Origin of the sequence: Marinomonas sp. FW-1 (assembly GCF_005222245.1) — a bacterium.
GTDB classification, from domain to species: Bacteria; Pseudomonadota; Gammaproteobacteria; order Pseudomonadales; family Marinomonadaceae; genus Marinomonas; species Marinomonas alcarazii.
In genome coordinates, this window is sequence record NZ_CP025987.1 from 948,810 (window position 1) to 971,951 (window position 23,142).

Below are 23,142 nucleotides of genomic sequence, written 5' to 3' on the forward strand. Positions count from 1 at the left end.
TGACTTTTATGTAACTAAATATCTTATGAAAGATGTTATTGATCTTGATTATGATATTTTTTTTGAGAGTGATTTTCGTTGTCGCGTTATTAATAAAACTTTTGCTCGATTCAATGCATTTCTTCCCTCTAAGCCTGGGCCTAACGATTGTGTCTTGGCGTTTGCTATCGAAAATATAATAGTTCTTGATCAAATATACCGGAAAGTAGGTAAGCCTAAAGTTTGGTTATGGAATCCTATATCGTCTATGACAAGAAAGAATAAAAAGCTTTTTTTATCTTATGTTCGACGCAAAAAAATTGAAGTGTGGACTTTTGATGAAAATGATGTGGAGCTTTATGGGTTTTTATATCATGATCAAATTCATTCATCTTCTTTAATTAAGTCAACTGTGTCTGTATATAATCGGGCGTTTTTTTCTGGTGTGGATAAAGGGCGTCTTTGCACTGTTAAAGGTATTAAAAAAGAATTAGATGAAATTTCAATTGATAGTGTTGTTCATATTGTTCGGGATAAGGGCAATAATGGTTATACCCTTTCTGATTTAGACGTTACGAAAGATGTGTATTTGAGTTTTGATGAGTATCTTGAGCAGGTTGAGCAAAGTGATATTCTTATTGATGTTGCTCAAAATAATCAGAGGGGTGTTACTTTACGAGTTGTTGAGGCTTTTTTTCAGAATAAAAAATTGATTACAACCAATCCTTATGTGGCTTCGATGGATGGTTATTGTCCTGAAAATATATATATTTATGGAGAAGAAAGGCATAGAGCATTAAAGGAGTTTATAGAGACTCCTACGCATGTCGTAAAAGACTCTATAAAACGCCAATATACCTTGAAGCATTTATTGGAAAAAATGTTTGGGGGGTTCTAGTTATCTATTCTAGATGAAGCTTTTCCATAACTTGTTCTGGAGTGAGTTTATTCTGGCAATTTGTATGCCCTAAAGGGCAAGTTCGTTTGAAGCAAGGTGAACATTCTAGGTGTAAATTATGAATGGTCTTGTTCTCGGTGAGTGGTGGCGTGAATAATTCACTGGTTGACCCATAAATTCCATGTACTTCTGTACCAACTGCAGCCGCTACATGCATCAATCCTGAATCATTGCTAACAGCTTTTTCTGCGATTGCGAGTAAATCAATAGCATCGACTAATTGAGTTTTTCCACACAGGTTGATGGCATATTGGCCAAGATCCTTAACAATATTCTCGCCATCTGTTTGGTCTTTTGGCCCGCCTAGTACCCAGATTTGATAGCCTGCCTTAATCGCTCTGTCTGCTAATTCATGGAAATAAGCGATTGGCCATTGCTTAGATGGACCAAATTCTGCTCCAGCCATTAAGGCGATTGCTGGTCTGTTTGATAATTTATGCTGCTGATAGAGTTTTTTCTGATTCTCAGGGTCAACATGCAGAACTGGATATGGCGTATTTGCTGGTGGATAGGCAAGCTCGTTAGGTAGACCTAAAGATGTAAAGCGTTTGACTGTTTGGTTTAGAATATTCTTATCTAATTTGCGCCGTTCATTGATTAGTACAAAGCGTTGTTCACCAGTAAAGCCGACACGTTGCGGAATATTGGCAAAGAAAGGTACTAACGCTGACTTCCATGAGCGAGGCATCACAATAGCGCGATCATAGTGTTCAGTGCGAAGTGAGTGTCCGAGTTTTCGTCGAGTATTTATCCCCCATTCGCCATGTCCTGTGGGTAGGGTAATTGCATTACGAACTTCTGGCATCCTAGCTAATATAGGGGAAGACCATTTTGGCCCAATTACATCAATTATAGCTTCTTTGTCGCGCTGTTTTAGCGTAATAAAGAGGCTTTGAGCCATTACCATGTCACCAACCCAAGATGGGCCAACAATTAAATATTTAGCCATTCGAATCGAGCCAACCTAAGTAATCTTGAACACCTTGAGCTAATCCTCGGAATTTGCCTTCATATCCAGCCTGGCGAAGCTTTGTTATGTCTGCTTCAGTAAAGCTTTGATAGGCCCCTTTTAAATGCTCAGGGAAAGGGATGTATTCAATTTCGCCTTTTCCATAATGCCCTATTACAGTTTCAGCTATCGTACGAAATGGCTCGGCTTTACCTGTACCTAGATTGAAAATTCCTGACTTTTCTGGATTTTCTAGAAACCAAAGTTTGGTATTAACTAGGTCCTCTACGTAAATGAAGTCTCGGCTTTGGCCGCCAGCTTCGTAGCCGTCATAGGCGCCAAATAATTTGGGGTTTTCCCCGGCTAGAACTTGGTTGCGAAGATGAAAGGCCACACTGGCCATGCTGCCTTTATGTTGTTCGCGAGGGCCGTATACGTTGAAATAGCGGAAACCGACAATTTGACTTTGTGCGGTTGGTAAAGCAGCGCGGATGTACTGATCAAACTGAAACTTAGAGTAAGCGTACATATTAAGTGGTTTCTCGTTTTGACGAGACTCTTGGAAAACAGGACCTGATCCATAAACGGATGCGGATGAAGCGTAAGAGAAAGGTGCGCCATGCTTTAAGCAAAAGTTTAATACGGCTTTTGAGTATTGATAGTTTACATCCATTACATACTTGCCATTCCATTCAGTGGTTGCCGAGCAAGCGCCTTCATGGAAAACTGCAGTAGGGATTATTCCCAAACTATCATCTTTTATTGCGTCTAAAAAGTCATACATATCCATGTAATCTGAAATATCAAGGTCTGATAGGTTTAGACACTTTTTTCCATCTGTCAGGTCATCAACCAAAAGGATATTTGTTATGCCCTTGTTGTTTAAGGCTTTGATGATGTTGCTGCCGATAAATCCGGCACCGCCAGTTACTATGTACATAATTTGTTTATCCTAATGTCTTGTCTAAGCTTGCTTCTAGAATGGTAAACTAAATTCAGAAAGAGCTTTGGAAACCGTTGTTCGCTTTAGCCCATGCTATCACTTCTGTAAGGCCGAGAAAAATATGATAGTCACTGGTTCCAGGGAGTGGGAAGTCCTTTGCTGAGTTGTCTTCGTTAAGGTATTCATTCCAGCGTCCATTTGGGAGTAAATAGTATTGTTGCATAAAATTGATTGCCTTAACCAAGCGATCTACCTTTTCTTCTTTACCTATGGGCATAACAGTGATGGCTTTTAAATATTCAGTGATGGGCCAGATTCGCTTTTCCTTATCGAGAGGCTGATAAGTATTTCCATCTATTTGATTGTAAATTCCTCCATTTTCGGCGAGGCCATATCGGGTTGCCGTTAACCATAATTGCTGTGCTAAATCGGTATACTCTAAGCTGGGCACTATTTTATTTGCTTGAAAAAGCAGCCATACCCATTCGAAATGGTGCCCCGGCTCTACTTGGTGGCCTGTTTCAGGGTCAAGGCTCCAATCCGTACTAAAAAACTCACGAAGGGTTTTTGTTTCTTTGTGATAGAAGTGCTTGAGCGATAATGAAAGTAAATATTGGACGGTATTTCTATATTCTTCATCATGAGTGGCCTCAAAAGCTGCAATATAGCCCTCTAGTAAATGCATATGAGGGTTTTGGCGTCGTACCTGTTTGATGTCTACTGGGTAGGACTCAAAAAAACCACCGGACTCAGATTGCATGTTTTCTAGTAAAAAACGATGTGTCTTTTTCATAAATTTAAGAGCACGATCGTCATTGGTTACAGCATAGTAGTGACTAAAAGACAGTAAGACAAAGGCCAGAGCATAAGCGTCTGAGTGCTTATCTTTTATAGATAAGTCGTCATTTAACGAAAAGATCCATCTATCCTCAATAAAGTAATGAGAGACGATAAAGTCGAATAGGGGAGTTAACTGTGCTTGCCATTCAGGCATGCTCTTAATCTGGCAGGCATGGCTAAAAGTATATAATTGACGGCATTGTGTTAGTAACCGTACACGACCAAGAGGGTTGTTTGTCCAGTTGTGATTCATGCTTTCATAGCTATGACCATCTTCCTTGTTGATACCATAACGCGACCAATTGTTTAAAAGTTCTTCAAATAAGAACGATTGGCTAGATAGTAGAGCGGAATTCAGCATTGTGTAAAAGCCTTATTTCGTATGTTTTAGGTATGTCCAACTTGGCAGAGTAGTATGATAAGATGAGTGCCTCTAAAAATCGATTATTATGTGGCTATGAACTCTTCGTATCTAAACTTTAAAGATAAACGCATCCTTGTTGTTGGTGATGTAATGCTGGACCGCTATTGGCATGGTGGTACCTCGCGTATTTCTCCAGAAGCCCCTGTTCAAGTGGTCAAAGTATCTAATATTGAAGACAGACCAGGTGGTGCTGCAAACGTTGCACTTGGTTTGGCTAAACTGGGTGTGCCTGTAACACTTGTCGGCGTGGTTGGTAATGATGAAAATGCCGATATATTAGCCAGTAGTTTAGAAAAGGCCGGCGTTAAATGTCGTTTTGTTCGATCTGAAACCTTGCCGACTATCACCAAGCTGCGAGTAATGAGCCGCCATCAGCAGCTTATTCGTTTGGATTTTGAAGAACGTGAAGACAGCCTTTCGCAGAATCAAGAATTGGCCCAAGTGGTTACAGAGTGCTTACCTGAATCTGACGCTGTTATTTTTTCTGATTATGCGAAAGGGTGTTTAGCAGATGTTCAGGCATTAATAAAATTATCTAATGCCGCTAAAGTACCTAGTTTCGTTGACCCTAAAGGCAATGATTTCTCTATTTATCAAGGTGCTACCTTGGTTAAGCCTAACTTGCTTGAATTTGAAACTATTGTTGGTAAGTGTCATTCAACGAAAGAGCTGGAAGAAAAAGCCAATGTTTTGCGAGAGCAATTTGGCTGGAAGGCTTTGTTGGTGACACGTGGAGAAGATGGCCTTATTTTATTGAGTGAGGGTAAACCGCCTTTTTCACTGGCTACAGCGGCTAAAGAGGTTTTTGATGTTACTGGTGCAGGCGATACCGTAATAGCAGTCTTGACCGCTGTTTATGTGACTAGTAAGCGTTTTATTGACGCTGTTGAATATGCGAATCAAGCCGCTGGTTATGTTGTCGGCAAGCTCGGAACAGCAACGATTAGTGCTGAACGACTTGAAGCTATTATGTTTCAACGTTCGCATAGCTCTAATTTTGGCGTACTTTCTCCTGAAGACTTGCTTGAGCAAATTAAACTGGCGCAAATGAACGGTGAAAAAATCGTTTTTACGAATGGATGTTTCGATATTCTTCATCCGGGACATATTGCTTATATGAAACAAGCAAAGGCACTAGGTGATCGTTTAATTGTTGCTGTTAATACGGATGCATCTGTTAAGCGTCTCAAAGGAGAAAAGCGCCCGATCAATAACCTAATCCATCGTATGTCTGTACTCGAAGGAGTTGGGGCGATTGATTGGGTGACATGGTTTGATGAAAACACACCAAAAGAAATTATTGAATATTTAACACCAGATGTTTTAGTTAAAGGTGGGGATTACTCCATAGAAACAATCGTTGGTGCTGATCATGTTTTAGCTCATGGTGGTGACGTTAAAGTGCTGACCTTTGTTGATGGTTATTCAACCACCTCAATCATAGAAAAAGCGAATTTATAAATGCAAGACAAAGATAATGGTGAGGCTCTACCTCAAAAGGTGCCTGTATCTGGCATGAAGATTTATTTTCGTTTGTTGGGGTATGTGCGATCTTCTTGGTTCTATTTAGTGCTAAGTGTTATTGGTTATGTAATTTACGCAGCGATGGAACCTGCTTTGGCTGCCTTGTTAAAGCATATTGTTGATATTGTTTCCGCTGGTAGTATTTCAGAAAGCCGCCTGTTGATACCTATTGCTATTTTAGGTGTATTCATTGCAAGAGGGATAGGTACTTTTTTGGGTAACTATTTTATGGCAAAAGTGGCTAACAACGTTGTATTCGATTTGCGAACTAGTATGTTTGACAAATTGGTATTGTTGCCATCTAACTATTATCACTCGATTCCCACAGGGAGATTATTAGCTAAGTTAACTTATGATACAGAGCAGGTCATTGGCTCTATCACACAAGCAATACGTGTCCTTTTGCGTGAGGGGTTAACAGTTGTTGGGTTGTTCAGTTATATGATTTATATGAATTGGCGCCTTTCTTTATTATTTTTGGTGGTTGTTCCTCTGATTGGCTTGGTGGTGTCCTACGCTTCTAAACGTTTTCGTAAATTGAGTACACGAATTCAAAATGCTATGGGTGGTGTAACTGACGTCGCATCTGAAGCGATTAAAGGCCATGAAGTAGTCAAAATATTTGGCGGTAGTCATTACGAGACCGAGCGATTTAATAAAGCTGCGCATGAAAATCGACGTTCGCAGTTAAAAATGGAAATGACTAAGTCCCTTAATATTCCAATTGTGCAATTTATTCTTGCTTTGATGATGGCTGTTTTAATCTGGCTCGCCTTGAGTCCTTCGATCAGCTCTCATATGTCTCCGGGGGATTTTATCGCATTTCTGACCGCGGCAGGTATGTTGGGTAAACCTGTGCGTCAGTTGACGGATGTAAATAGCATTTTGCAAAAAGGCATTGCAGCCTCGTACAGTATTTTTGATTTCCTCGATATGGAAGAGGAAGTGGATAACGGTACAGTATCGATTGACCGCTTAAAAGGAAATATTGAGTGGCGTTCTATGTCTTTCACATACCCAGGTGCAGATAAAAAAGCCTTGAAGAATATTAACTTATCATTGCCAGCTGGTAAGACTCTGGCTTTGGTAGGGCGGTCTGGTAGCGGAAAGTCTACGATGGCTAATTTGATTCCGCGTTTTTATAATTTTGAAGACGGCAGCATTAATATTGATGGTGTTTCCATCAATGATTATAAGTTGACGGAATTGCGTTCTAATATTGCTTTAGTTAACCAACAAGTCGTTTTGTTCAATGGTACAATTCGCGAAAATATTGCTTATGGCCACTTAAGTGATGCTGACGATGACGCTGTAATTGATGCCGCGAAAGCAGCGAATGCTTGGGGTTTTATTCAAGAGCTTGATCATGGCTTAGATACTATGGTTGGTGAAAATGGTGTATTGCTTTCTGGTGGTCAACGTCAGCGTATAGCCATTGCGCGAGCTATTTTGAAAAATGCGCCAATTTTAATTCTAGATGAGGCTACTTCAGCATTGGATACGGAATCTGAACGAGCCATTCAGGCCGCTTTAGATGGCTTGATGGAAAATCGTACAACGATTGCTATTGCTCATCGATTATCAACCATTGAAAACGCCGATATTATTGCAGTGGTTGACCATGGGGAAATTATTGAGCAAGGCTCCCATAGTGAGTTGTTGGCGATGAACGGAGCTTACGCTCAACTTCACAATCAGCAGTTTAGTGAGACGACAGCCTAATTATGTGGCTTTACCGTATTCTGATTCATATCTTTTCGCCGCTTGTGCTGTTGAAAATTCGACGTTTTAAAAAAGACTATGCGAATTATAGAGCGAATGAAGCATTTGGCTTTTGGCCCTCAGTAGAAGCCGATTTATGGATTCATTGTGCGTCTGTGGGTGAGGTGCTTGCCGTTCGCCCTTTAGTGCTTCAGTGGCGTGAAAAGTGTCCTACGAAAAAGTTATTAATTACTACTATGACCCCAACGGGTGCCGAACAAGTGGTTAAAACTTTTCCTTTTGCAGAGCATCGATATCTGCCTATGGATTGGCGTTCTAGTGTAAAAAGAGCGCTTAAAAAACTTTCCTGTAAGCACCTTCTGGTTGTTGAAACTGAGCTTTGGCCGAATTTATTACAACTCGCAAAACAACGTGGGTTGCGAGTAGAAGTGCTAAATGCTCGATTAAGTGAACGTTCTTTTCAACGCTACCAGAAGTTCTCAATTATCTCGCGTCCTTTATTCGCTTTGCCTGATTGCTTTTTGGCTCATGCGCAAGCGGATGCTGTGCGCTTTGAGGCGATGGGGGCAAAGAGAGTGCTTGTCACAGGAAGTATTAAATTTGATCTTGCTGTTCCTCCTGAAGTATTTCAGGCTAATTGGCGTAGTCAGCTAGGCTCTCGATTTGTTTGGGTGGGAGGCAGTACTCATCAGGGTGAAGATGAATTGCTTTTGCGTATTCACAAAGCCTTGTTGGAAAAGCAACCTGATGCGTTATTAATATTGGTTCCGCGTCATCCGGAACGGTTTGAAGCGGTGAAAGCGTTGGCAGAGCAATTTTTTGAACGTGTAGCATTGCGTAGTCAAACCCCACCAGATCAATGGCGTCAGTTTGATGTCGTGATAGGTGACTCTATGGGAGAGCTGATGTATTACTATCAGGCAGCTGATATCGCTTTTGTTGGCGGTAGCTTGATTAAACGGGGTGGCCATAATCCCATTGAACCGGCCTTACTTGGTAAAGCGATTTTGGTTGGTCCATATACGTTCAACTTTCTGGATATTACCGAACAGCTTTTACAAGTAAACGGTGCCATCCGTTGTCAGGATGAGGCACAGTTAGAAAAAGTGGTTGTGGATCTTGCTGGGCAATCGTCTCAACGATTCCGACTTGGTCAGTCGGCATTACGTTTCGCTGAAAAAAATCAAGGTGCTGTGACGAGAGTGCTTAGCGAAATAGACTTCCGTTAAGCGACTCTTTACAATAAGCGCTCAATATCTCATGGGGTGTTCTAGTGTTTAGTCAATGCTAGAGCTGAGAAGCAGATTTTCTGCTAACCCACCGAACCTGATCCAGATCATGCTGGCGTAGGAATCGAGATAGCAAGTGAAATAACTGACACTCGTTGTCATTAACCATCATACTTGCCGTTTCCCCTGTACGCCGCTCACTTATTTTAGGAGCGACACTTTGCAATTACTTTCGTTAACCTCTACCTTATCCGCTTCATTTATTGCTTTTGGCCTTACCATTTCGCCTGTGGCTTTATCAGCAGACACCTTGAATGTTTATACCTATGATGCCTTTGCATCTGATTGGGGCCCGGGCCCTAAGATAAAAGCTAACTTTGAAAAAGAGTGTGCTTGCGAAGTCAATTTCGTTGCATTGGATTCTTCAGGGGGGATTTTATCTAGAGCGCAGCTTGAAGGGAAATCGTCTCAAGCGGACGTGCTTTTGGGGTTAGACCTTAACCTAATGGAGGCTGCGAAAGACACTGGTCTGCTGGCAAATCATTCTGTTGATACTTCTGCTGTGACGATTGATGGCGGTTGGTCTGATAACATCTTTGTGCCATTTGATCAGGGGCATTTTGCTTTTGTGTACAATTCTGAAACGCTTTCAAATCCACCAACCAGTTTGAAAGACGTAGTAGACAATCAAGACCTTCGAGTTATTTATCAAGACCCACGAACCAGTACCCCAGGTTTAGGTTTATTGTTGTGGATGAAGTCTGTGTATGGTGATGAGGCAGCTGATGCTTGGGAGCGTTTAGCAAGTCATACCGTTACTGTGACGAAAGGTTGGTCTGACGCTTATGGTTTGTTTTTGAAAGGTGAGGCGGATGTCGTGTTGAGCTATACGACTTCTCCTGCATACCACATTGTGGCCGAAGGTGAGGAAAAGTATAAAGCAGCCTCTGCCAGTGAAGGGCTTTATCCACAAATTGAAGTGGCAGCAATGATGAAAAGCGCGCCTAATCCTGCGTTGGCTAAGCGTTTTATGCAGTTTATTCTGCAGCCAGGTTTCCAATCGACTGTAGCGACAGGAAACTGGATGCTGCCAGTTGTTAAGCTGGATGAAAAGTTACCATCCGCATTTGATGATGCTTTAAAGCCAACTAAGAGTTTGGTTCTGCCTGCGAAAGACGTTGCACAAAACCGTAAGGCTTGGATTGATGAATGGTTGAATGCGACAACGCGATAACAGGAACTAATTTGCTCTTTTTTCACACGATCAAAAGGCTCACGCCAGCATTAATAGGTGTTGGTGTTTTCTTGTTAGTAGGAGCTGCCAGTCTGGCAGCTCTTTTGCGTTACAGTGATCTTCCGTCTTGGGTCGGTTACTTGCAACAACCTTACCTTTGGCGAGTGGTTCGCTTTTCTTTATGGCAGGCACTGCTCAGTAGTGGTATCAGTTTACTTATCGCTATACCTGTAGCCTCTTGTCTTATCCATCGCTCATTTTATGGGCGCTCAGCGTTACTGCAGTTATTCTCAATTTCTATGGTTGTGCCAACCATTGTGGCTATTTTAGGCTTGGTCGTGGTGTATGGTCGCACGGGCTGGCTGAGTCACATATTGGGTGTGCAAATTCCCTTGTATGGATTGGTTGGAATTTTATTGGCCCACGTGTTTTTTAATATGCCATTGGCGGTGCGTCTTTTATTGCAAGGATATGATTTGATTCCCGCAGGGCAATGGCGTCAAGCCTCGCAATTGGGGTTTTCTCGCTGGGCGGCTTTTCGGTGGATTGAATGGCATTATATAAAAAAGCGCTGCCTGGGGCGTTTGTGTTGATTTTCATGTTGTGTTTTTCAAGCTTTGCCGTTGTGTTGAGTTTGGGTGGAGGTCCGAAATCCAGTACGTTAGAGGTGGCTATATATCAAGCGTTACGGTTTGATTTTGACCTGAATAAGGCCAGTTTTTTGGCATTATTGCAGGTGTTTATATGCACCTTGTTTGCGGTTGTTGTGTATAGACTTGCGCCTGTGAACCGCCAAGATGCCAGTCTATTGGCGGTTAGGGGTTATGCACTGAAGGATTCTTGGTTAGCGAAAGTGGCAGATGGTGTTGCTTTGCTTTGTGCTCTTTCATTGGTGATTCCACCTTTTTTAGCTATTTTTGATCCAGTTTTCTCGCCTGTATTTTTAAGTACATTGCAGTCGGCTGCCTTGTGGGAGGCCGTACTTGTTTCAATGAAGATTGCGTTGCCCGCCGCTTTACTGAGTCTGTTGCTTGGGGTGTGCTTTGGTGTGCTGGCGCGTTTTTGTATGGATCGTCCGTATTTGGCGTTTCTACCGAATAAAATTGAGCATTTGGGCAATATGATTTTAATGGTGCCCGGATTGGTTATTGCTACAGGGTTGTTTTTAACTTTACGCGATTTAGGGCTGGGGCTGCAATCGAGCTACTGGATTGTGGTTTGGGTTAATGCTGTGATGGCGTTACCTTTCGTTCTGCGGGCACTGATGCCTGTGTTGTACCAGCAAGAGCGCCGCTTTAGAAATGTTTACTTGAGCCTAGGGATTTATTCATGGGCTAGGTGGCGTTTAGAGTGGCCGCTGGTGCGAAAAAGTGTTGCGCAGGCATTTGGTTACGCTTTGCTGCTTTCTTTGGGGGATATGGGTGTTATTGCGCTATTTGGCAGCCAAGGCCTAGTCTCCTTGCCGTTATATCTGTTTCAGTTGATTGGGTCCTATCAGCTTGAAAAAGGAGCGTGTGTGGCCGTCGTGCTGATCTCTCTGTGTTTGGTTTTGTTTTATTGTTCATCTCGCTTTATTGGTGGAGTCACTGCGCGTGTTAAAAATTAACCTTCAATATGATTGGGAGACCTTTCATGCCGATTATTGCGTAGATATCGCCCCTGGCGTTACCACACTCCTTGGGGGGAGCGGTGAAGGGAAGAGTACGCTGCTGCATTTATTAGGCGGTTTTCTGGATGGGCGTGGTGAGATTTACTTTAATGATGCTTCGCTTTTGTCTTTACCTGCTTATGAAAGGCCTATTTCGACTTTGTTTCAGAGTGATAATTTATTCCCGCAATTAACTGTTTGGCAGAATGTGGCTGTAGGCTTGTCTCCTTCCTTGTCTTTGAATGAAGAGCAGAACCAAAAAGTCCAATGGGCGCTTGATAAAACACAGTTGCTTGATAAAGCCGAACGATTTCCACAGGCTTTGTCTGGCGGGCAAGCTCAAAGAGTGGCCATAGCTCGTGCCTTGGTGCGAAAAAAGCCAATTTTATTATTGGATGAGCCTTTTAGTGCGCTGGACCCATCATTGCGTGAAGAAATGCTGTACTTGGTTAATGATGTCACTCAAGAGTTGGGTTTAACTACTTTGTTGGTGTCGCATTTACCAAGTGAAGCGACTCTAGTTGGAGGTCGTGTTATTTTGATCGAGCAGGGACGAATTACTGCTCATGAAGATGTGTCTGTGCTATCTGAAACTGGGTTTCACCCACATTTCTCTCGTTACTTTGGTGTTTCTAATTCTGGTGAAAGGTAGTGTCTTAACTTTTAATCGCTCGACAAGTGAATTTTGTTGGGTTAAATATTGCGTCTGCTTTTCTTAAATTAAGAGTAACTGAGTGCTAGATAATCATGAGTTGTTGAAAAAAGGGATTATTATGACAATCGCTTATGCGTTTGTTATGTCTCTTACCGCCTTAGCGGCGAAGCAGGCGCAAACCTTGATTGCAGTATCAACGCTGGTTTTTTGGCAAAGTTTGTTTTGCACCTTAATTTTATTGCCGCAAATGAGAGGCCGTTGGCAAAGGCGGCCATTTTCAGTTTGGAGAATCCATTTCTTACGTAGCTTTGGCGGCTTCCTTGGTTTTCTTTGTTATTACTGGTCCTTGAATCATATCCCTTTGGTTGAGGCGTCTTTGCTTAGAACGTGTGCGCCTTTATGTGTGCCTTTTGTCGTTTTAATGCTTCATAAGATTAAGGTTCCAAAAGAACGTTGGGTCCCACTTGTGATTGGGTTTATTGGGGTGGCGTTTATTATTCAACCAACGCCAGATCATTTAAACCCTTGGCATATTGTTGGTTTTATTTCCGCTATTGGTTTGGCGTTGTCGATGGTGACAACGCGTATGTTGTCTCAGCAAGTGTCAGGCCAAGAGACCTTGTTTGTGTATTTCCTAGTTTCGACAATCTTGTCTCTTCCCTTGGTGTTTATCCAAGGGGACTCTGTTGTGCTACCCGCTGAGGTGTGGCCACTGGTTGCTGTTGTTACGATTACCTTGTATGTCGGAATGTACCTTTATAATTTGGCTTATACTTATGCGCCAGCCAGTATCGTGTCGCCTGTTAGTTATGTCGGAGTTGTCTTTAGTGGCTTTTGGGGATGGGCTGTATGGGGGCATGTGCCTGATGTTTACGCCATTCTGGGAATGCTGTTTATCTTTTCAAGCATTTTGATTAGTACCCGAATGGCGCGTAGTAAAGGTTAGTTTGTTTGTTGTCGTTTTTTATTGAGTATGGTCGCGACAAAAATGCCCGAGAAGATAAGCATGATACCTATATAGTGAAAGTGGAATAACCTTTCGCCTAGGAAAATGACTGAGAGACCAATACTAAAGACCGGTAATAAGTGAATGAAGTGTCCAGCAGTGGCAGCCCCAAGTTTTTGAACACCAGTATTCCAGCATAAAAAAGCCCCAATTGATGCGAACACCCCCATATAAGCGATGGCTCCCCAGTTACTTGCTGTAAAGTCAGCAAGGTTTGAGTGTCCAAATAGGAAGAATAGAGGAGCTTGAATTAAGGTTCCTATGAGTGCTGTACAGGCAAAGAAGCCAATTAAAGACATTTCTTTCGGGCGTTTTACAATCATTACCGAATAAATGGCCCAGCTGACAGCGGCGGTAATGATCCATAAGTCGCCTTGTGAAAAGCTAAGATGCAAAAAAGTATCTAAACTACCGCGACTGACAATGGTGATGGCCCCCAAGGTGGAAATAAGTATGCCGGTGTTTTGCAGCCAAGATGTTTTGTTTCCCAAAATTAGGCGGGCGGTAATAAGTATCATAACTGGCATGATTGAATTTAATAATACGGCATTGGTTACCGTTGTAGAGCTTAGTCCTATGTATAGGAAAAGGTTGTAATTGCATATGCCGAGCCAACCAAAAAGGACCAGTAGTGGCCAGTTTTTGACGATAATATGTTTTTCATTCCAAAGCTTTTTATAAGCAAAGGGCAGAATAATTAAGCAGGCAAGGCTCCAGCGTAAGAAGGAAATTGAGAAAGGGTCAATGCCACTGGAAACCGTAAGACGACCAAGAATGTAGTTGCCAGACCAGAAAAGAATGGGGAGCAATAAGTAAATAAATGGAGGCATAACATATCCTTTGCTTTGTTAGTTTGTTTTTCTTTTTGCCCAATTTTGTATGAATAGGCCGGTTAGTATGAAGGCTAATCCAATGAGCGTTGAGCGTAAAATTGGCTCGCCGGCAAATTGTGACAGCCAAACAATAGATAAAAGTGGCGACAGGAAGATTAAATTGGCTACTTGGCTAGCGTTGGATGTCAGCTTTAAAGCCTTGTTCCATAATACAAAACTCAGTCCCATTTCAAATAAGCCAATGTAAATGGCTCCCCACAGGCCGTTATTATCCCAATGGGTTAGCTCCCCTGTTAGCGCCGCATAGATGAAGACTATTGGCAGTGCGAAAACAAAATTAAGAGTTAGACCCACCAAGCTGGGGCGTTTGTCTTTGGTGTTTAAAAGCCAATACAGCGCCCAAATAATCGTGCTTAGAAGGGCGAAAGCAACGCCAGAAACGTTAGAAAACTCTAAAGAGCCTATTTGCCCACGTGTTGCGATGTAGAGTACGCCAAAATAGCATGCGGCAGCTGCCATATAATCGGCGGTTTTTAGTCGCTGTTTTAGAATGGGAACAGCCATAAAGCTAAGCGTTATAGCCCATGTGTAATTGATTACCTGAGCTTCTTGAGCCGGAAGAGTGTTGTAAGCTTGGAGCAATATTAAGTAATAGAGAAAAGGGTTAATCGCACCAAAAAAGAGAGACGATTTCCACGATTGTTTGGTATAGGAAACGAGAGAGCCAAACTCTCCTTTAATGACGAGAAGCGCAATGAGAAAAGCGAGCGACACGACATTAGCAACCAGTAATAACTGGGTAGGTGAAAAGTGTCTTAGGGATATGGAAAATGCGGTCGCAACAGTCGACCAAAGCAGTACGGCGCCTAGCCCAAAAAACATGGCTTGAGCATTGTGAGAAAGTTTACTCATGGCTTATACGTTCCGAAAACAATGGTCTGGATTTTATTCGATATCGAAGTGATAACGCTTAAAATGAAAAGATAAAGCCTACTGAACCCGCAGTTACGGTATTGTCTTCTACGATAGGGCTTTTCAAAATATCATCATCAAATTTGGTTTGGCTAATGCCTAGTATTAGATTGGCATTGGGGGTAAGAGGGTAAATAGCTCTTACGCCATATTTTATTTGGGAAATAGCGCCTGAGTCATAAGCGGCAATAGCGTTTCCAGTTCGAATAGATTCACTTTCAGAAATGCCGAATAAGTGGTTACTCATTTTACTGTCCATATGGCGATAGGAAAGCGATGGGATGATTCTCCATGAGCCAATTGGAATGGGATAACCAACCCCTACCTGAGCGTAATAACCGTCGTGTTTACCGCTTATGTCTTGTGCCACTTTGGTTGACAATATTCCAAATTGATAGCTGGCAAAAGCCATGATGCTTGGGTCTCTTTCATCAAGTTGCTGGATGTCAGCATTGCTTGAGTCACTAGGATCAAAGCTTAAGCCTTCGTAGGATATCCCTACGGAAACGTTATGCGCAGATTGCCTTGGTAAAAATCGGTACCCTACCTCCGGCAGTTGAAGGTAAAAATGATCACCTTGGTAGCCGATATTTGGCAGGGAGGTTGATCGGTTACTGGTTTCCTTATAAACGGATTCAGATGTCGCACCAACCACGCCCACGCTACTGCTGGCTTCAACAATAGGTGAGATTGATATAAGTAACCCCAAAAATGCTTTTTTTATCATGTCCATATTCTTTAGGTAGCCTGATCATAGAGTGCAATGATTCTATTGTTTTTGCTCATGTCTGTAAAATAACCTGTATAAAATGAAGCCGCTTAACTGAATTGTCGATCTTAAAGAAAGGAAAGAGGTAGGTGTCCGCATTACTTTGGCTGAATTCGTTTACTTATTGTTCATTGGTGCTATATAATGCGCGTCCCTGTAAATCAATACTCCTTGTCTCACAGCTTTTTAACAGGGGGAGCGTGGAGACTAAGAACCCATAAGGAGAGCTTAAATGCGTCATTATGAAATCGTCTTTCTGGTTCACCCAGATCAAAGCGAACAAGTACCAGCAATGGTTGAGCGTTACACTAACCTAATCACTGAAGATGGTGGTCAAGTTCACCGTCTAGAAGATTGGGGCCGTCGTCAACTAGCTTACCCAATTAACAAAATTCACAAAGCACACTATGTTCTTATGAACATTGAGTGTTCTGACAGTGTTTTGTCTGAATTAAACGACACTTTCCGCTACAACGATGCCATCATCCGTAACTTGGTGATTCGTCGTAAAGATGCGGTAACTGACGTATCTCCTATTAAGGCTTCTGAAGGTCGTGAAGACCGTCGTTCTGCTCCTCAGCGTGAAGAGCGTAACAACGATACTGAAGAAGTATCTGAAGAATCTGAAGATTAATTTATTTTTATTAGGAGACACTCATGGCTCGTTTTTTCCGTCGTCGTAAGTTCTGCCGTTTTACAGCAGAAGGCGTTAAAGAGATCGATTACAAAGATCTAGACACACTGAAAGGTTATATCACTGAAACTGGTAAAATCGTACCTAGCCGTATTACTGGCACTAAGGCTCGTTACCAGCGTCAGCTAGCGACTGCTATCAAACGCGCTCGCTACATTGCTTTACTTCCTTACACTGATAGCCATTTTAATTAATAGGCTTAAGAAGCGCTTTATATGAGTGGTTTAGCTAAATGGGTAATGAAAAAGCGCCTGAATGCCATTATTGGTGTGATGGTGTTTGGTCTGATACCTGTGATGTTTTGGCTGGCCGCTGCAATCTTAGGGTTGGTAGTGCTTCGCAAAGGTGTAAAAGAAGGAATACCTGTATTAGCTTGGGGTTGTTTACCAGCACTTGTGCTTTGGATACTCCAAGGAGACGCCACGGCTCTCATGGTGTTAATTGATGTGATGTTGTTAAGCTATTTACTTAGAGTGACAATGTCATGGAGTTGGGTATTGTTAGCCGGCAGTTTTCTGGCGGTTATTAGTACGCTACTTCAGCCACTTTTAATGACCGATGTTTTGAATATGGCGGTAACGCTGGTTCAGAAAGTTCTGTCAAATGAAGGTGTTGAAGTACCTGATAGAGACTTGATTTTTAGCCAGGCGGTGATGGCAATATCCATCTTCCAAGTGGTCATTGCGATTCTTTCTTTGTTTTTGGCAAGAAAGTGGCAAGCAGGACTCTATAATCCAGGCGGATTACGCGCTGAGTTTCATCAATTAAGGTTGCCGATAGCGTTCAGTTTGGTGTTGGGTGGAATGATTCTGATAGGCGAAAGCTTAGGAGGTTCATTCAGTATTTTATCCCAAGCCGCTGTACCTGCATTAGTATTGCCGGGGCTCGCTCTAGTACATGGTGTTTTAGCAAAGAAAGAAATTGGGATTGTTGGACTGATCGCATTTTACCTTGTGGGATTTTTTGTTCTGAATGTGTATTTTGCAAATATTCTCGTTGCACTTTGTGTGATTGATAGTTTTGTGGATATTCGTTCTAGAATCCAAGGTAAGGCGTCCAACTCAAGTGATAGCTAATGATTAATTAGAGGTGATCGAGATGGAAGTTATTCTACTCGACAAAGTAAACAAGCTAGGCGGTATTGGTGACGTTGCAGTTGTTAAACCAGGCTATGCTCGTAACTTTTTGATTCCGAACAAAAAAGCTGTAATGGCTACTAAAGCTAACTTGGCTAGCTTTGAAGAGCGTCGTGTTGAACTTGAAGCGAAAGCAGCGGAGCGTAAAGCAGCAGCTGAAGCTCGTGCACAAACGCTAGAAGGCAAAACTTTCACTATCACAGCAAATGCTGGTGATGAAGGTAAGCTTTTCGGTTCTATCGGTACTCGTGACATCGCTGACGCTATTTCTACGCAAGTAGCAGTAGAGAAAGCTGAAATCCGTCTTCCAGAAGGCGCGATTCGTCACACAGGTTCTTTCGAAGTAGACATTCAACTTCACTCTGACGTGGTAGTTGCTGTTACTTTGGAAGTAATCGCTGAGTAATTTGCTTAGACAAATTGCTTAAGAAAGGCGTTCGTCTTTCTTAAATAAGAGAAGGGGATCTTGCTAATGCAAGATGCCCTTTTTTTTTCGGTCGTGCTAAGCTAATCCCCCGTATTTTTCTGTTTTTGTATGAGTATTTTACGTGCAACTAAATGATTCCGAAGTCGCTTCTATAAAATTACCGCCGTATTCTATTGAGGCTGAGCGCTCAGTCGTTGGCGGATTAATGCTGGACCCACAGGCTTGGGAGAAAGTATCCGAACTTGTGATAGCGGATGATTTTTATCGACCAGAGCATAAATCAATATTTGCGGTAATTGCTCGTTTAGCTGATGAATCTGAGCCTATTGACGTTGTTACCATCGGAGAGCGTTTAGATAAACGTGGCGATTTAGAATCAATAGGTGGCATGCCATATTTGATTGAGATCGCTGAAGCAACACCCAGTACATCCAATATTGCTGCCTATGCAGATATTGTTCGCGAACGTTCTATTTTACGTCGCCTTATTTCGACAACGAACGATATTTCAGCCAGAGCATTTCACCCAGAAGGCATGACAGCAGCTGAAGTGTTGGATGAGGCTGAACGTAAGATATTTCAGATAGCTGAAGGTGGAGAGAAAAAGGGCGGCCCAAGAATCGCTGCCGATATTCTGAGTGCGACTGTAGATAAAATTGATGAGCTTTATCATCAAGATGGTGCCATTACGGGCTTGAGTACAGGCTTTACCGATTTAGATGCGATGACTGCTGGTTTGCAGCCCGCAGATTTGATTATCGTTGCTGGCCGTCCATCCATGGGTAAGACGACTTTTGCGATGAACTTGGTGGAAAATGCCGCCATGATCAGCGACAAGCCGGTGATTGTATTTAGTTTGGAGATGCCTGCGGAATCATTGATGATGCGTATGCTTTCTTCTCTTGGGCGAATTGATCAGACACGCATGCGTTCTGGTCAGTTGGTTCAAGAAGACTGGGATAAGTTGATGTCAGCGGTAAAAATGCTCAAAGACCGCAAACTATTTATCGATGATACGGGTGGTATCAGTCCAACGGAAATGCGTTCTCGTGTGCGTCGTATTGCTCGGGAACACGGTGGTGTTGCTATGATTATGGTCGATTACCTTCAGTTGATGCAGATTCCCGGTTTTACCGAAGGTCGTACCAATGAGATCTCTGAGATTTCTCGATCTCTTAAAGCCATTGCCAAAGAAATGGACTGTCCGATGGTCGCGCTCTCCCAGCTAAACCGTAGTTTGGAGAATCGACCGAATAAACGCCCTGTTAACTCGGACTTGCGTGAGTCTGGAGCGATCGAGCAGGATGCCGATGTGATTTCTTTTGTGTACCGAGACGAGGTGTATCACGAAGACACGCCTCACAAAGGGATTGCGGAAATTATTATTGGTAAGCAGCGTAATGGTCCGATCGGTACTTGTCGATTGGCGTTTGTAGGTAAGTACACGCGCTTTGAGGATTTGGCTCCAGATGCTTATCGCGATTTTGATGATGAGTAAGTTTGTGTTGTGTTTTTAGTGTGTACATAGTTAGCAACAATTAAGCATACGTGATAAAAATAACGAATATAAAAAATATATCGAGAGTTGTTTATGCGAAAAATGCCTGTAACCGATAAAGAAAATGATTTTCCTGAAAGCTATGTTCTAGTTTCCAGTACGGATGTGAAAGGACGCATTACGTTTGTTAATGATGTTTTTTGCGAAGTCGCTGGCTATGAGCGAGAGGCTTTAATTGGCTCTCCTCATAACCTTATTCGTCATCCAGATGTACCACCTGCTGTATTCGCCGATATGTGGGCTAACCTGAAGCAAGGTAAAAGCTGGATGGGGTTAGTAAAAAACCGTTGTGAAAATGGCGATCATTATTGGGTGAGTGCTCATGTGAGCCCATTGTTAGATGGCAGTAAAGTGATTGGCTATGAGTCGGTGCGTCGTAAAGCGACACGGGATGAAATTAAGCATGCTCAATCTATTTATGATCGTATCAATGCGGGTAAAGCATTGTTACCGACGTCAACAAAAGTGGCTGCCCATCTTAGTAATGCGACTTGGCCATTAATGTCTTGTTTCATTTTATTGGCGGTTCTGGGTTTGTTATCTAATGTGTTGGCGCTACAAATAGCTGCGCCTGTTTTGGCATTGTTAGGAATGTGGTTAACCTATTTCCAGGCTCAGGCGCTTAATTCAGTTGTGTCTGGTTTGTCGTCTGAAGCGAGAAACCCGATTGGTCAGTATTTATATTGTAAAACGGTCGGCGTTAAGGCGGCCATTAAGTTCGCTAAAATACATCAAGAAGCCGCAGGCAATACGTTCCGCTACCGTCTTAAGGAAGGGGCTGAACAGCTTCGTCAGCGTGCTTCTGAAGCGAAGTCGAGCGTGACTGGGAATTTGGCTAACTTCAATACACAGCGTAGTACTTTCCAAGATGTGGTAGCGGCAAGCTCCCAGCTATTGGCTAGCGTCACTCATGTTGCAGAGCATGTTCATGTGGCGGTTGAGGCCACAGAGTCGGTAGGTGACTTGTCGCGTGAAAGTCGATTGCTAGCACAGCAGACAGGCGAAACAATGCGTCAGGTTTACCATGATGTATCTGAGGCAAAAAAGGTTGTTGCGATATTAGCTGAACGCAGTGATAACATTAATGAAGTGGTTAATTCCATTAGTGATATCGCAGAGCAAACCAATTTGCTTGCTCTTAATGCGGCCATTGAGTCTGCCCGTGCTGGTGAGGCTGGACGTGGTTTTGCCGTTGTTGCGGATGAGGTGCGTGCGTTGGCGATACGTACTCAAAATGCTACGCAGAGCATCAATAGCATGACAGAAGAGCTGAAGAAAAATACGCTTGATGTTACGAATACCATTGATAAAGGGACGTTGGTCGCACAGGAAGGTGTCGACAGTGTGAATAAAGTTGCCGAGAAAATGAGTGATATTGAAACCGCTATTAAGCAGGTTGTGGCGATGACGGCACAAATTAATGTGTCTTCAGAAGAGCAGGCCGGTGTCGCTCGTGATCTTAATGATAAGATGCAAGACGTTGATGCGGTAAGTATTGAGAGTATTGCTCAGGCTGAAAATGTTGTCATCAACATTACTCATATTGAAGAAGAAGCCTATGAGCAGGGTAATCTTGCTGAACGAATGAAGCAGTAAATTAGGTATCTTAAGCTTATTGAAGCCCTTCTAGCTGCGATGCTTGAAGGGCTTTTTTATATCGGGATTAGCAAGCCTGTTCGCTAGCGATTTGGTGGATGGCTTTGCCGAGAGTACTGATTTGCTCTTTGCTGATTACGTACGGTGGCATTAAGTAAATAAGTTTGCCAAAAGGTCGTATCCATACGCCTAGTTCGACGAATTTTGGTTGTATTTCGTGTAAATTAACGGCATTTTTTAATTCTACAACGCCAATGCCGCCAAGACAGCGGATTTCTTTTACTTGTTCAAGCTGTTCACATGGTCCAAGAGCTTCCTTCATCCAAGTTTCTAGCTGCGTAATCTTTTCTGGAATATTGTATTCGCTTAATAGTGAGAGGCTTGCATTGGCTGCAGCACAGGCAAGAGGGTTTCCCATGAACGTGGGGCCGTGCATAAACACCCCATCATTCTCGCTGATTCCTAGGGCCACTTTGTCATTGGTGAGTGTGGCTGCTAGTGTCATATAACCGCCCGTTAGTGCCTTGCCGATGCACATGATATCAGGGCAAATATGGGTGTGATTGGTGGCGAAAAGCTTACCTGTTCTGCCAAAGCCTGTGGCAATTTCATCGAAAATCAACAATATGTCGAATTCATCGCAAAGTGCGCGGATCTGATTTAAATACTCCGGATTATAAAAACGCATGCCGCCCGCATTTTGCACGACGGGCTCGATAATGAAGCCTGCTATGCGTTGGTGGTTGTCTTCAAATGTCTTGCGTATTTCTTCAAGATATTCCGTTTTTACAGGTTCGTTCAGGCCTGTTGGGGGAGGGGATATAAAGTACTGTTGTGTTAGCGCGGCACTGAACAAGTTGTGCATGCCATTTTCAGGGTCGCATACTGACATAGCAGCAAATGTATCGCCGTGGTAGCCACTTTTGGGAGTGACAAAAAACTGCTTGTTGGGCTTGCCTTGGGTGTTCCAATACTGAATAGCCATTTTAAGAGCGACTTCAACAGAGACCGAGCCAGAATCGGAAAAGAAAACGCGTTGTAGTTCGCTAGGTGTTATTGCGACAAGTCTTTCGGCGAGTTCTATTGCTGGTTTGTGAGTTAGCCCACCAAACATAACGTGGGAGAATTGTGCTAACTGCTCTTGAATTGCCTGATTGATCGTTGGGTGGTTATAGCCATGAATAACACTCCACCAGGAAGACATGCCGTCGATTAGCGTTCGCCCATCATTGAGGGTTATTTCACAGCCTGACGCTTTTTCGACAAGGAAGTGAGGACTAGGTTTGCTCATCGATGTGTATGGGTGCCACAGCAGTTGCTTGTCTAAATCTAGGTATTCTTGATCTGTTTTCATGACGTTCACCATTGCTTTGTTGGGGGCATAGTAAACAAAGGAGCCTGCAATGACTAGGTGGTTTGAGTGGCTTATATTTGGTGCTCTTTGTCTGGCGTTCTCGCAATCACCCAAATATCGACCTGTTCAGCGCCCGCAGCTAATAATAATTTAGTGCAATGCTCTATAGTGCTCCCAGTGGTCATGACATCGTCAAATAGGGCGATGTGTTTAGCTATAGGTGAGGTAATTACATAGCTGTTTTTGGGCCCTTTTAGTCGCTCTTTGCGGCTTAATGAGTGTTGGGCTTGGGTATTCTTGATTTTTTTTAGTGGGTTTTTCTTTGTTAGGCTTGGGCATTTATTTCCTAGCTGGTGTTTGAGCTCTCTCGTTAGTTGTGTTGCCAACGCTTTTGTTTGGCAGAAACCTCGTTCTTTGATTCGACTTGGGTGGCTGGGGACATAAAGCAGTTGCTCGGGCCAATGTTTTCCTGAATATGACTCCATAAGATGCTCGCTTAATAAAGTGGTTAAGGGTCGAATATAGTGATTTCTTTGGTTGAATTTAACGCCATGAATCAGGTTTTTTATGATGCCTTCAAATCGGTAGGGGGCGACGCATACTTGATAAGCGGGAGGTGTGCTTTGACATTGTCCACATAAAATATTTGGGACATAGGTTGGGCGTTTGCATTGCAAGCAATGGGTGTGGTT

23 protein-coding genes and 1 riboswitch are annotated in these 23,142 nt (G+C 42.9%); of the genes, 15 read left to right on the forward strand and 8 right to left on the reverse strand.

Features of this window, described 5'->3' with window-relative positions:
* Nucleotides 1–25 precede the first annotated feature (25 nt).
* Nucleotides 26–877, forward strand: a complete 852-nt coding sequence (locus C1X04_RS04405; RefSeq protein ID WP_137169263.1) for a hypothetical protein — start codon at nt 26–28, stop codon at nt 875–877.
* A 4-nt stretch (nt 878–881) separates the two neighbouring features.
* On the opposite strand, the gene waaF is transcribed toward C1X04_RS04405, so the two are convergent.
* From waaF to C1X04_RS04420, 3 genes are read right to left on the reverse strand one after another with little or no spacing between them, the layout of a single operon-like run.
* Nucleotides 882–1,886 carry a lipopolysaccharide heptosyltransferase II gene (waaF, locus tag C1X04_RS04410; protein ID WP_110575456.1) on the reverse strand — a complete coding sequence of 335 codons (1,005 nt, stop codon included), beginning with the start codon at nt 1,884–1,886 and terminating at the stop codon, nt 882–884.
* On the reverse strand, nt 1,879–2,826 hold the full coding sequence (gene rfaD / locus C1X04_RS04415; RefSeq protein ID WP_110575458.1) for an ADP-glyceromanno-heptose 6-epimerase: 948 nt from the start codon (nt 2,824–2,826) through the stop codon (nt 1,879–1,881). The genes waaF and rfaD overlap by 8 nt, the downstream gene beginning before the upstream one ends.
* A 55-nt stretch (nt 2,827–2,881) precedes the next feature.
* Nucleotides 2,882–4,030: an AGE family epimerase/isomerase gene (locus C1X04_RS04420; protein WP_110575460.1), complete on the reverse strand. Its 1,149-nt coding sequence runs from the start codon at nt 4,028–4,030 to the stop codon at nt 2,882–2,884.
* 96 nt (nt 4,031–4,126) lie between these two features.
* On the opposite strand from C1X04_RS04420, the gene hldE reads away from it, so the two are divergent.
* The 8 genes from hldE (at nt 4,127) to C1X04_RS04455 (ending at nt 13,051) form a co-directional block, all read left to right on the forward strand.
* Nucleotides 4,127–5,554, forward strand: a complete 1,428-nt coding sequence (gene hldE / locus C1X04_RS04425) for a bifunctional D-glycero-beta-D-manno-heptose-7-phosphate kinase/D-glycero-beta-D-manno-heptose 1-phosphate adenylyltransferase HldE (protein WP_110575667.1) — start codon at nt 4,127–4,129, stop codon at nt 5,552–5,554.
* Nucleotides 5,555–7,339 carry a lipid A export permease/ATP-binding protein MsbA gene (msbA, locus tag C1X04_RS04430; protein WP_110575462.1) on the forward strand — a complete coding sequence of 595 codons (1,785 nt, stop codon included), beginning with the start codon at nt 5,555–5,557 and terminating at the stop codon, nt 7,337–7,339.
* A gap of 2 nt (nt 7,340–7,341) precedes the next feature.
* Entirely contained in the window at nt 7,342–8,568 is a 1,227-nt protein-coding gene (locus C1X04_RS04435; protein WP_137169264.1) for a 3-deoxy-D-manno-octulosonic acid transferase, read from the forward strand.
* 22 nt (nt 8,569–8,590) lie between these two features.
* Nucleotides 8,591–8,710: riboswitch (TPP riboswitch) on the forward strand.
* A gap of 78 nt (nt 8,711–8,788) precedes the next feature.
* Entirely contained in the window at nt 8,789–9,802 is a 1,014-nt protein-coding gene (gene thiB, locus C1X04_RS04440; RefSeq protein ID WP_137169265.1) for a thiamine ABC transporter substrate binding subunit, read from the forward strand.
* 11 nt (nt 9,803–9,813) lie between these two features.
* Nucleotides 9,814–10,395 carry an ABC transporter permease subunit gene (locus C1X04_RS18625; RefSeq protein ID WP_254682327.1) on the forward strand — a complete coding sequence of 194 codons (582 nt, stop codon included), beginning with the start codon at nt 9,814–9,816 and terminating at the stop codon, nt 10,393–10,395.
* Nucleotides 10,353–11,408: an ABC transporter permease subunit gene (locus tag C1X04_RS18630; protein ID WP_254682328.1), complete on the forward strand. Its 1,056-nt coding sequence runs from the start codon at nt 10,353–10,355 to the stop codon at nt 11,406–11,408. Before C1X04_RS18625 ends, C1X04_RS18630 begins: the two co-directional genes overlap by 43 nt.
* Nucleotides 11,395–12,102, forward strand: a complete 708-nt coding sequence (locus tag C1X04_RS04450; RefSeq protein WP_137169266.1) for an ATP-binding cassette domain-containing protein — start codon at nt 11,395–11,397, stop codon at nt 12,100–12,102. The genes C1X04_RS18630 and C1X04_RS04450 overlap by 14 nt, the downstream gene beginning before the upstream one ends.
* Before the next feature lie 82 nt (nt 12,103–12,184).
* The gene (locus tag C1X04_RS04455; protein WP_110575470.1) at nt 12,185–13,051 is read left to right on the forward strand and encodes a DMT family transporter; all 867 of its coding nucleotides are present in this window, start codon (nt 12,185–12,187) and stop codon (nt 13,049–13,051) included.
* Here the strand turns inward: C1X04_RS04455 and C1X04_RS04460 are convergent.
* Genes C1X04_RS04460 through C1X04_RS04470 form a run of 3 tightly spaced genes read right to left on the reverse strand, consistent with a single transcriptional unit; the run spans nt 13,048 to nt 15,643 of the window.
* Entirely contained in the window at nt 13,048–13,941 is an 894-nt protein-coding gene (locus C1X04_RS04460) for a DMT family transporter (protein WP_110575472.1), read from the reverse strand. The genes C1X04_RS04455 and C1X04_RS04460 overlap by 4 nt on opposite strands.
* Before the next feature lie 18 nt (nt 13,942–13,959).
* The gene (locus C1X04_RS04465) at nt 13,960–14,856 is read right to left on the reverse strand and encodes a DMT family transporter (RefSeq protein WP_137169267.1); all 897 of its coding nucleotides are present in this window, start codon (nt 14,854–14,856) and stop codon (nt 13,960–13,962) included.
* Between the two features lie 58 nt (nt 14,857–14,914).
* On the reverse strand, nt 14,915–15,643 hold the full coding sequence (locus C1X04_RS04470) for a MipA/OmpV family protein (protein ID WP_254682329.1): 729 nt from the start codon (nt 15,641–15,643) through the stop codon (nt 14,915–14,917).
* 274 nt (nt 15,644–15,917) lie between these two features.
* On the opposite strand from C1X04_RS04470, the gene rpsF reads away from it, so the two are divergent.
* The 6 genes from rpsF (at nt 15,918) to C1X04_RS04500 (ending at nt 21,096) form a co-directional block, all read left to right on the forward strand.
* Nucleotides 15,918–16,319, forward strand: coding sequence for a 30S ribosomal protein S6 (gene rpsF, locus C1X04_RS04475; protein ID WP_110575478.1), 402 nt, complete (start codon nt 15,918–15,920; stop codon nt 16,317–16,319).
* A 23-nt stretch (nt 16,320–16,342) separates the two neighbouring features.
* Nucleotides 16,343–16,573, forward strand: coding sequence for a 30S ribosomal protein S18 (gene rpsR / locus C1X04_RS04480; RefSeq protein WP_013662377.1), 231 nt, complete (start codon nt 16,343–16,345; stop codon nt 16,571–16,573).
* 21 nt (nt 16,574–16,594) lie between these two features.
* Nucleotides 16,595–17,455 carry a hypothetical protein gene (locus C1X04_RS04485; protein WP_110575480.1) on the forward strand — a complete coding sequence of 287 codons (861 nt, stop codon included), beginning with the start codon at nt 16,595–16,597 and terminating at the stop codon, nt 17,453–17,455.
* A gap of 22 nt (nt 17,456–17,477) precedes the next feature.
* Nucleotides 17,478–17,921 (forward strand): 50S ribosomal protein L9, encoded by a 444-nt coding sequence (rplI, locus tag C1X04_RS04490; protein WP_110575482.1) that lies wholly within the window; start codon nt 17,478–17,480, stop codon nt 17,919–17,921.
* A 142-nt stretch (nt 17,922–18,063) separates the two neighbouring features.
* On the forward strand, nt 18,064–19,440 hold the full coding sequence (gene dnaB / locus C1X04_RS04495; protein ID WP_110575484.1) for a replicative DNA helicase: 1,377 nt from the start codon (nt 18,064–18,066) through the stop codon (nt 19,438–19,440).
* A 93-nt stretch (nt 19,441–19,533) separates the two neighbouring features.
* A complete protein-coding gene (locus C1X04_RS04500) occupies nt 19,534–21,096 on the forward strand; it encodes a PAS domain-containing methyl-accepting chemotaxis protein (protein WP_110575485.1) in 1,563 nt (520 codons plus the stop codon).
* 67 nt (nt 21,097–21,163) lie between these two features.
* Here the strand turns inward: C1X04_RS04500 and bioA are convergent, their stop codons facing one another.
* The gene (gene bioA, locus C1X04_RS04505; protein WP_110575486.1) at nt 21,164–22,450 is read right to left on the reverse strand and encodes an adenosylmethionine--8-amino-7-oxononanoate transaminase; all 1,287 of its coding nucleotides are present in this window, start codon (nt 22,448–22,450) and stop codon (nt 21,164–21,166) included.
* A 71-nt stretch (nt 22,451–22,521) separates the two neighbouring features.
* Entirely contained in the window at nt 22,522–22,935 is a 414-nt protein-coding gene (locus C1X04_RS18635) for a ComF family protein (RefSeq protein ID WP_254682330.1), read from the reverse strand.
* Nucleotides 22,936–23,142: the final 207 nt, after the last annotated feature.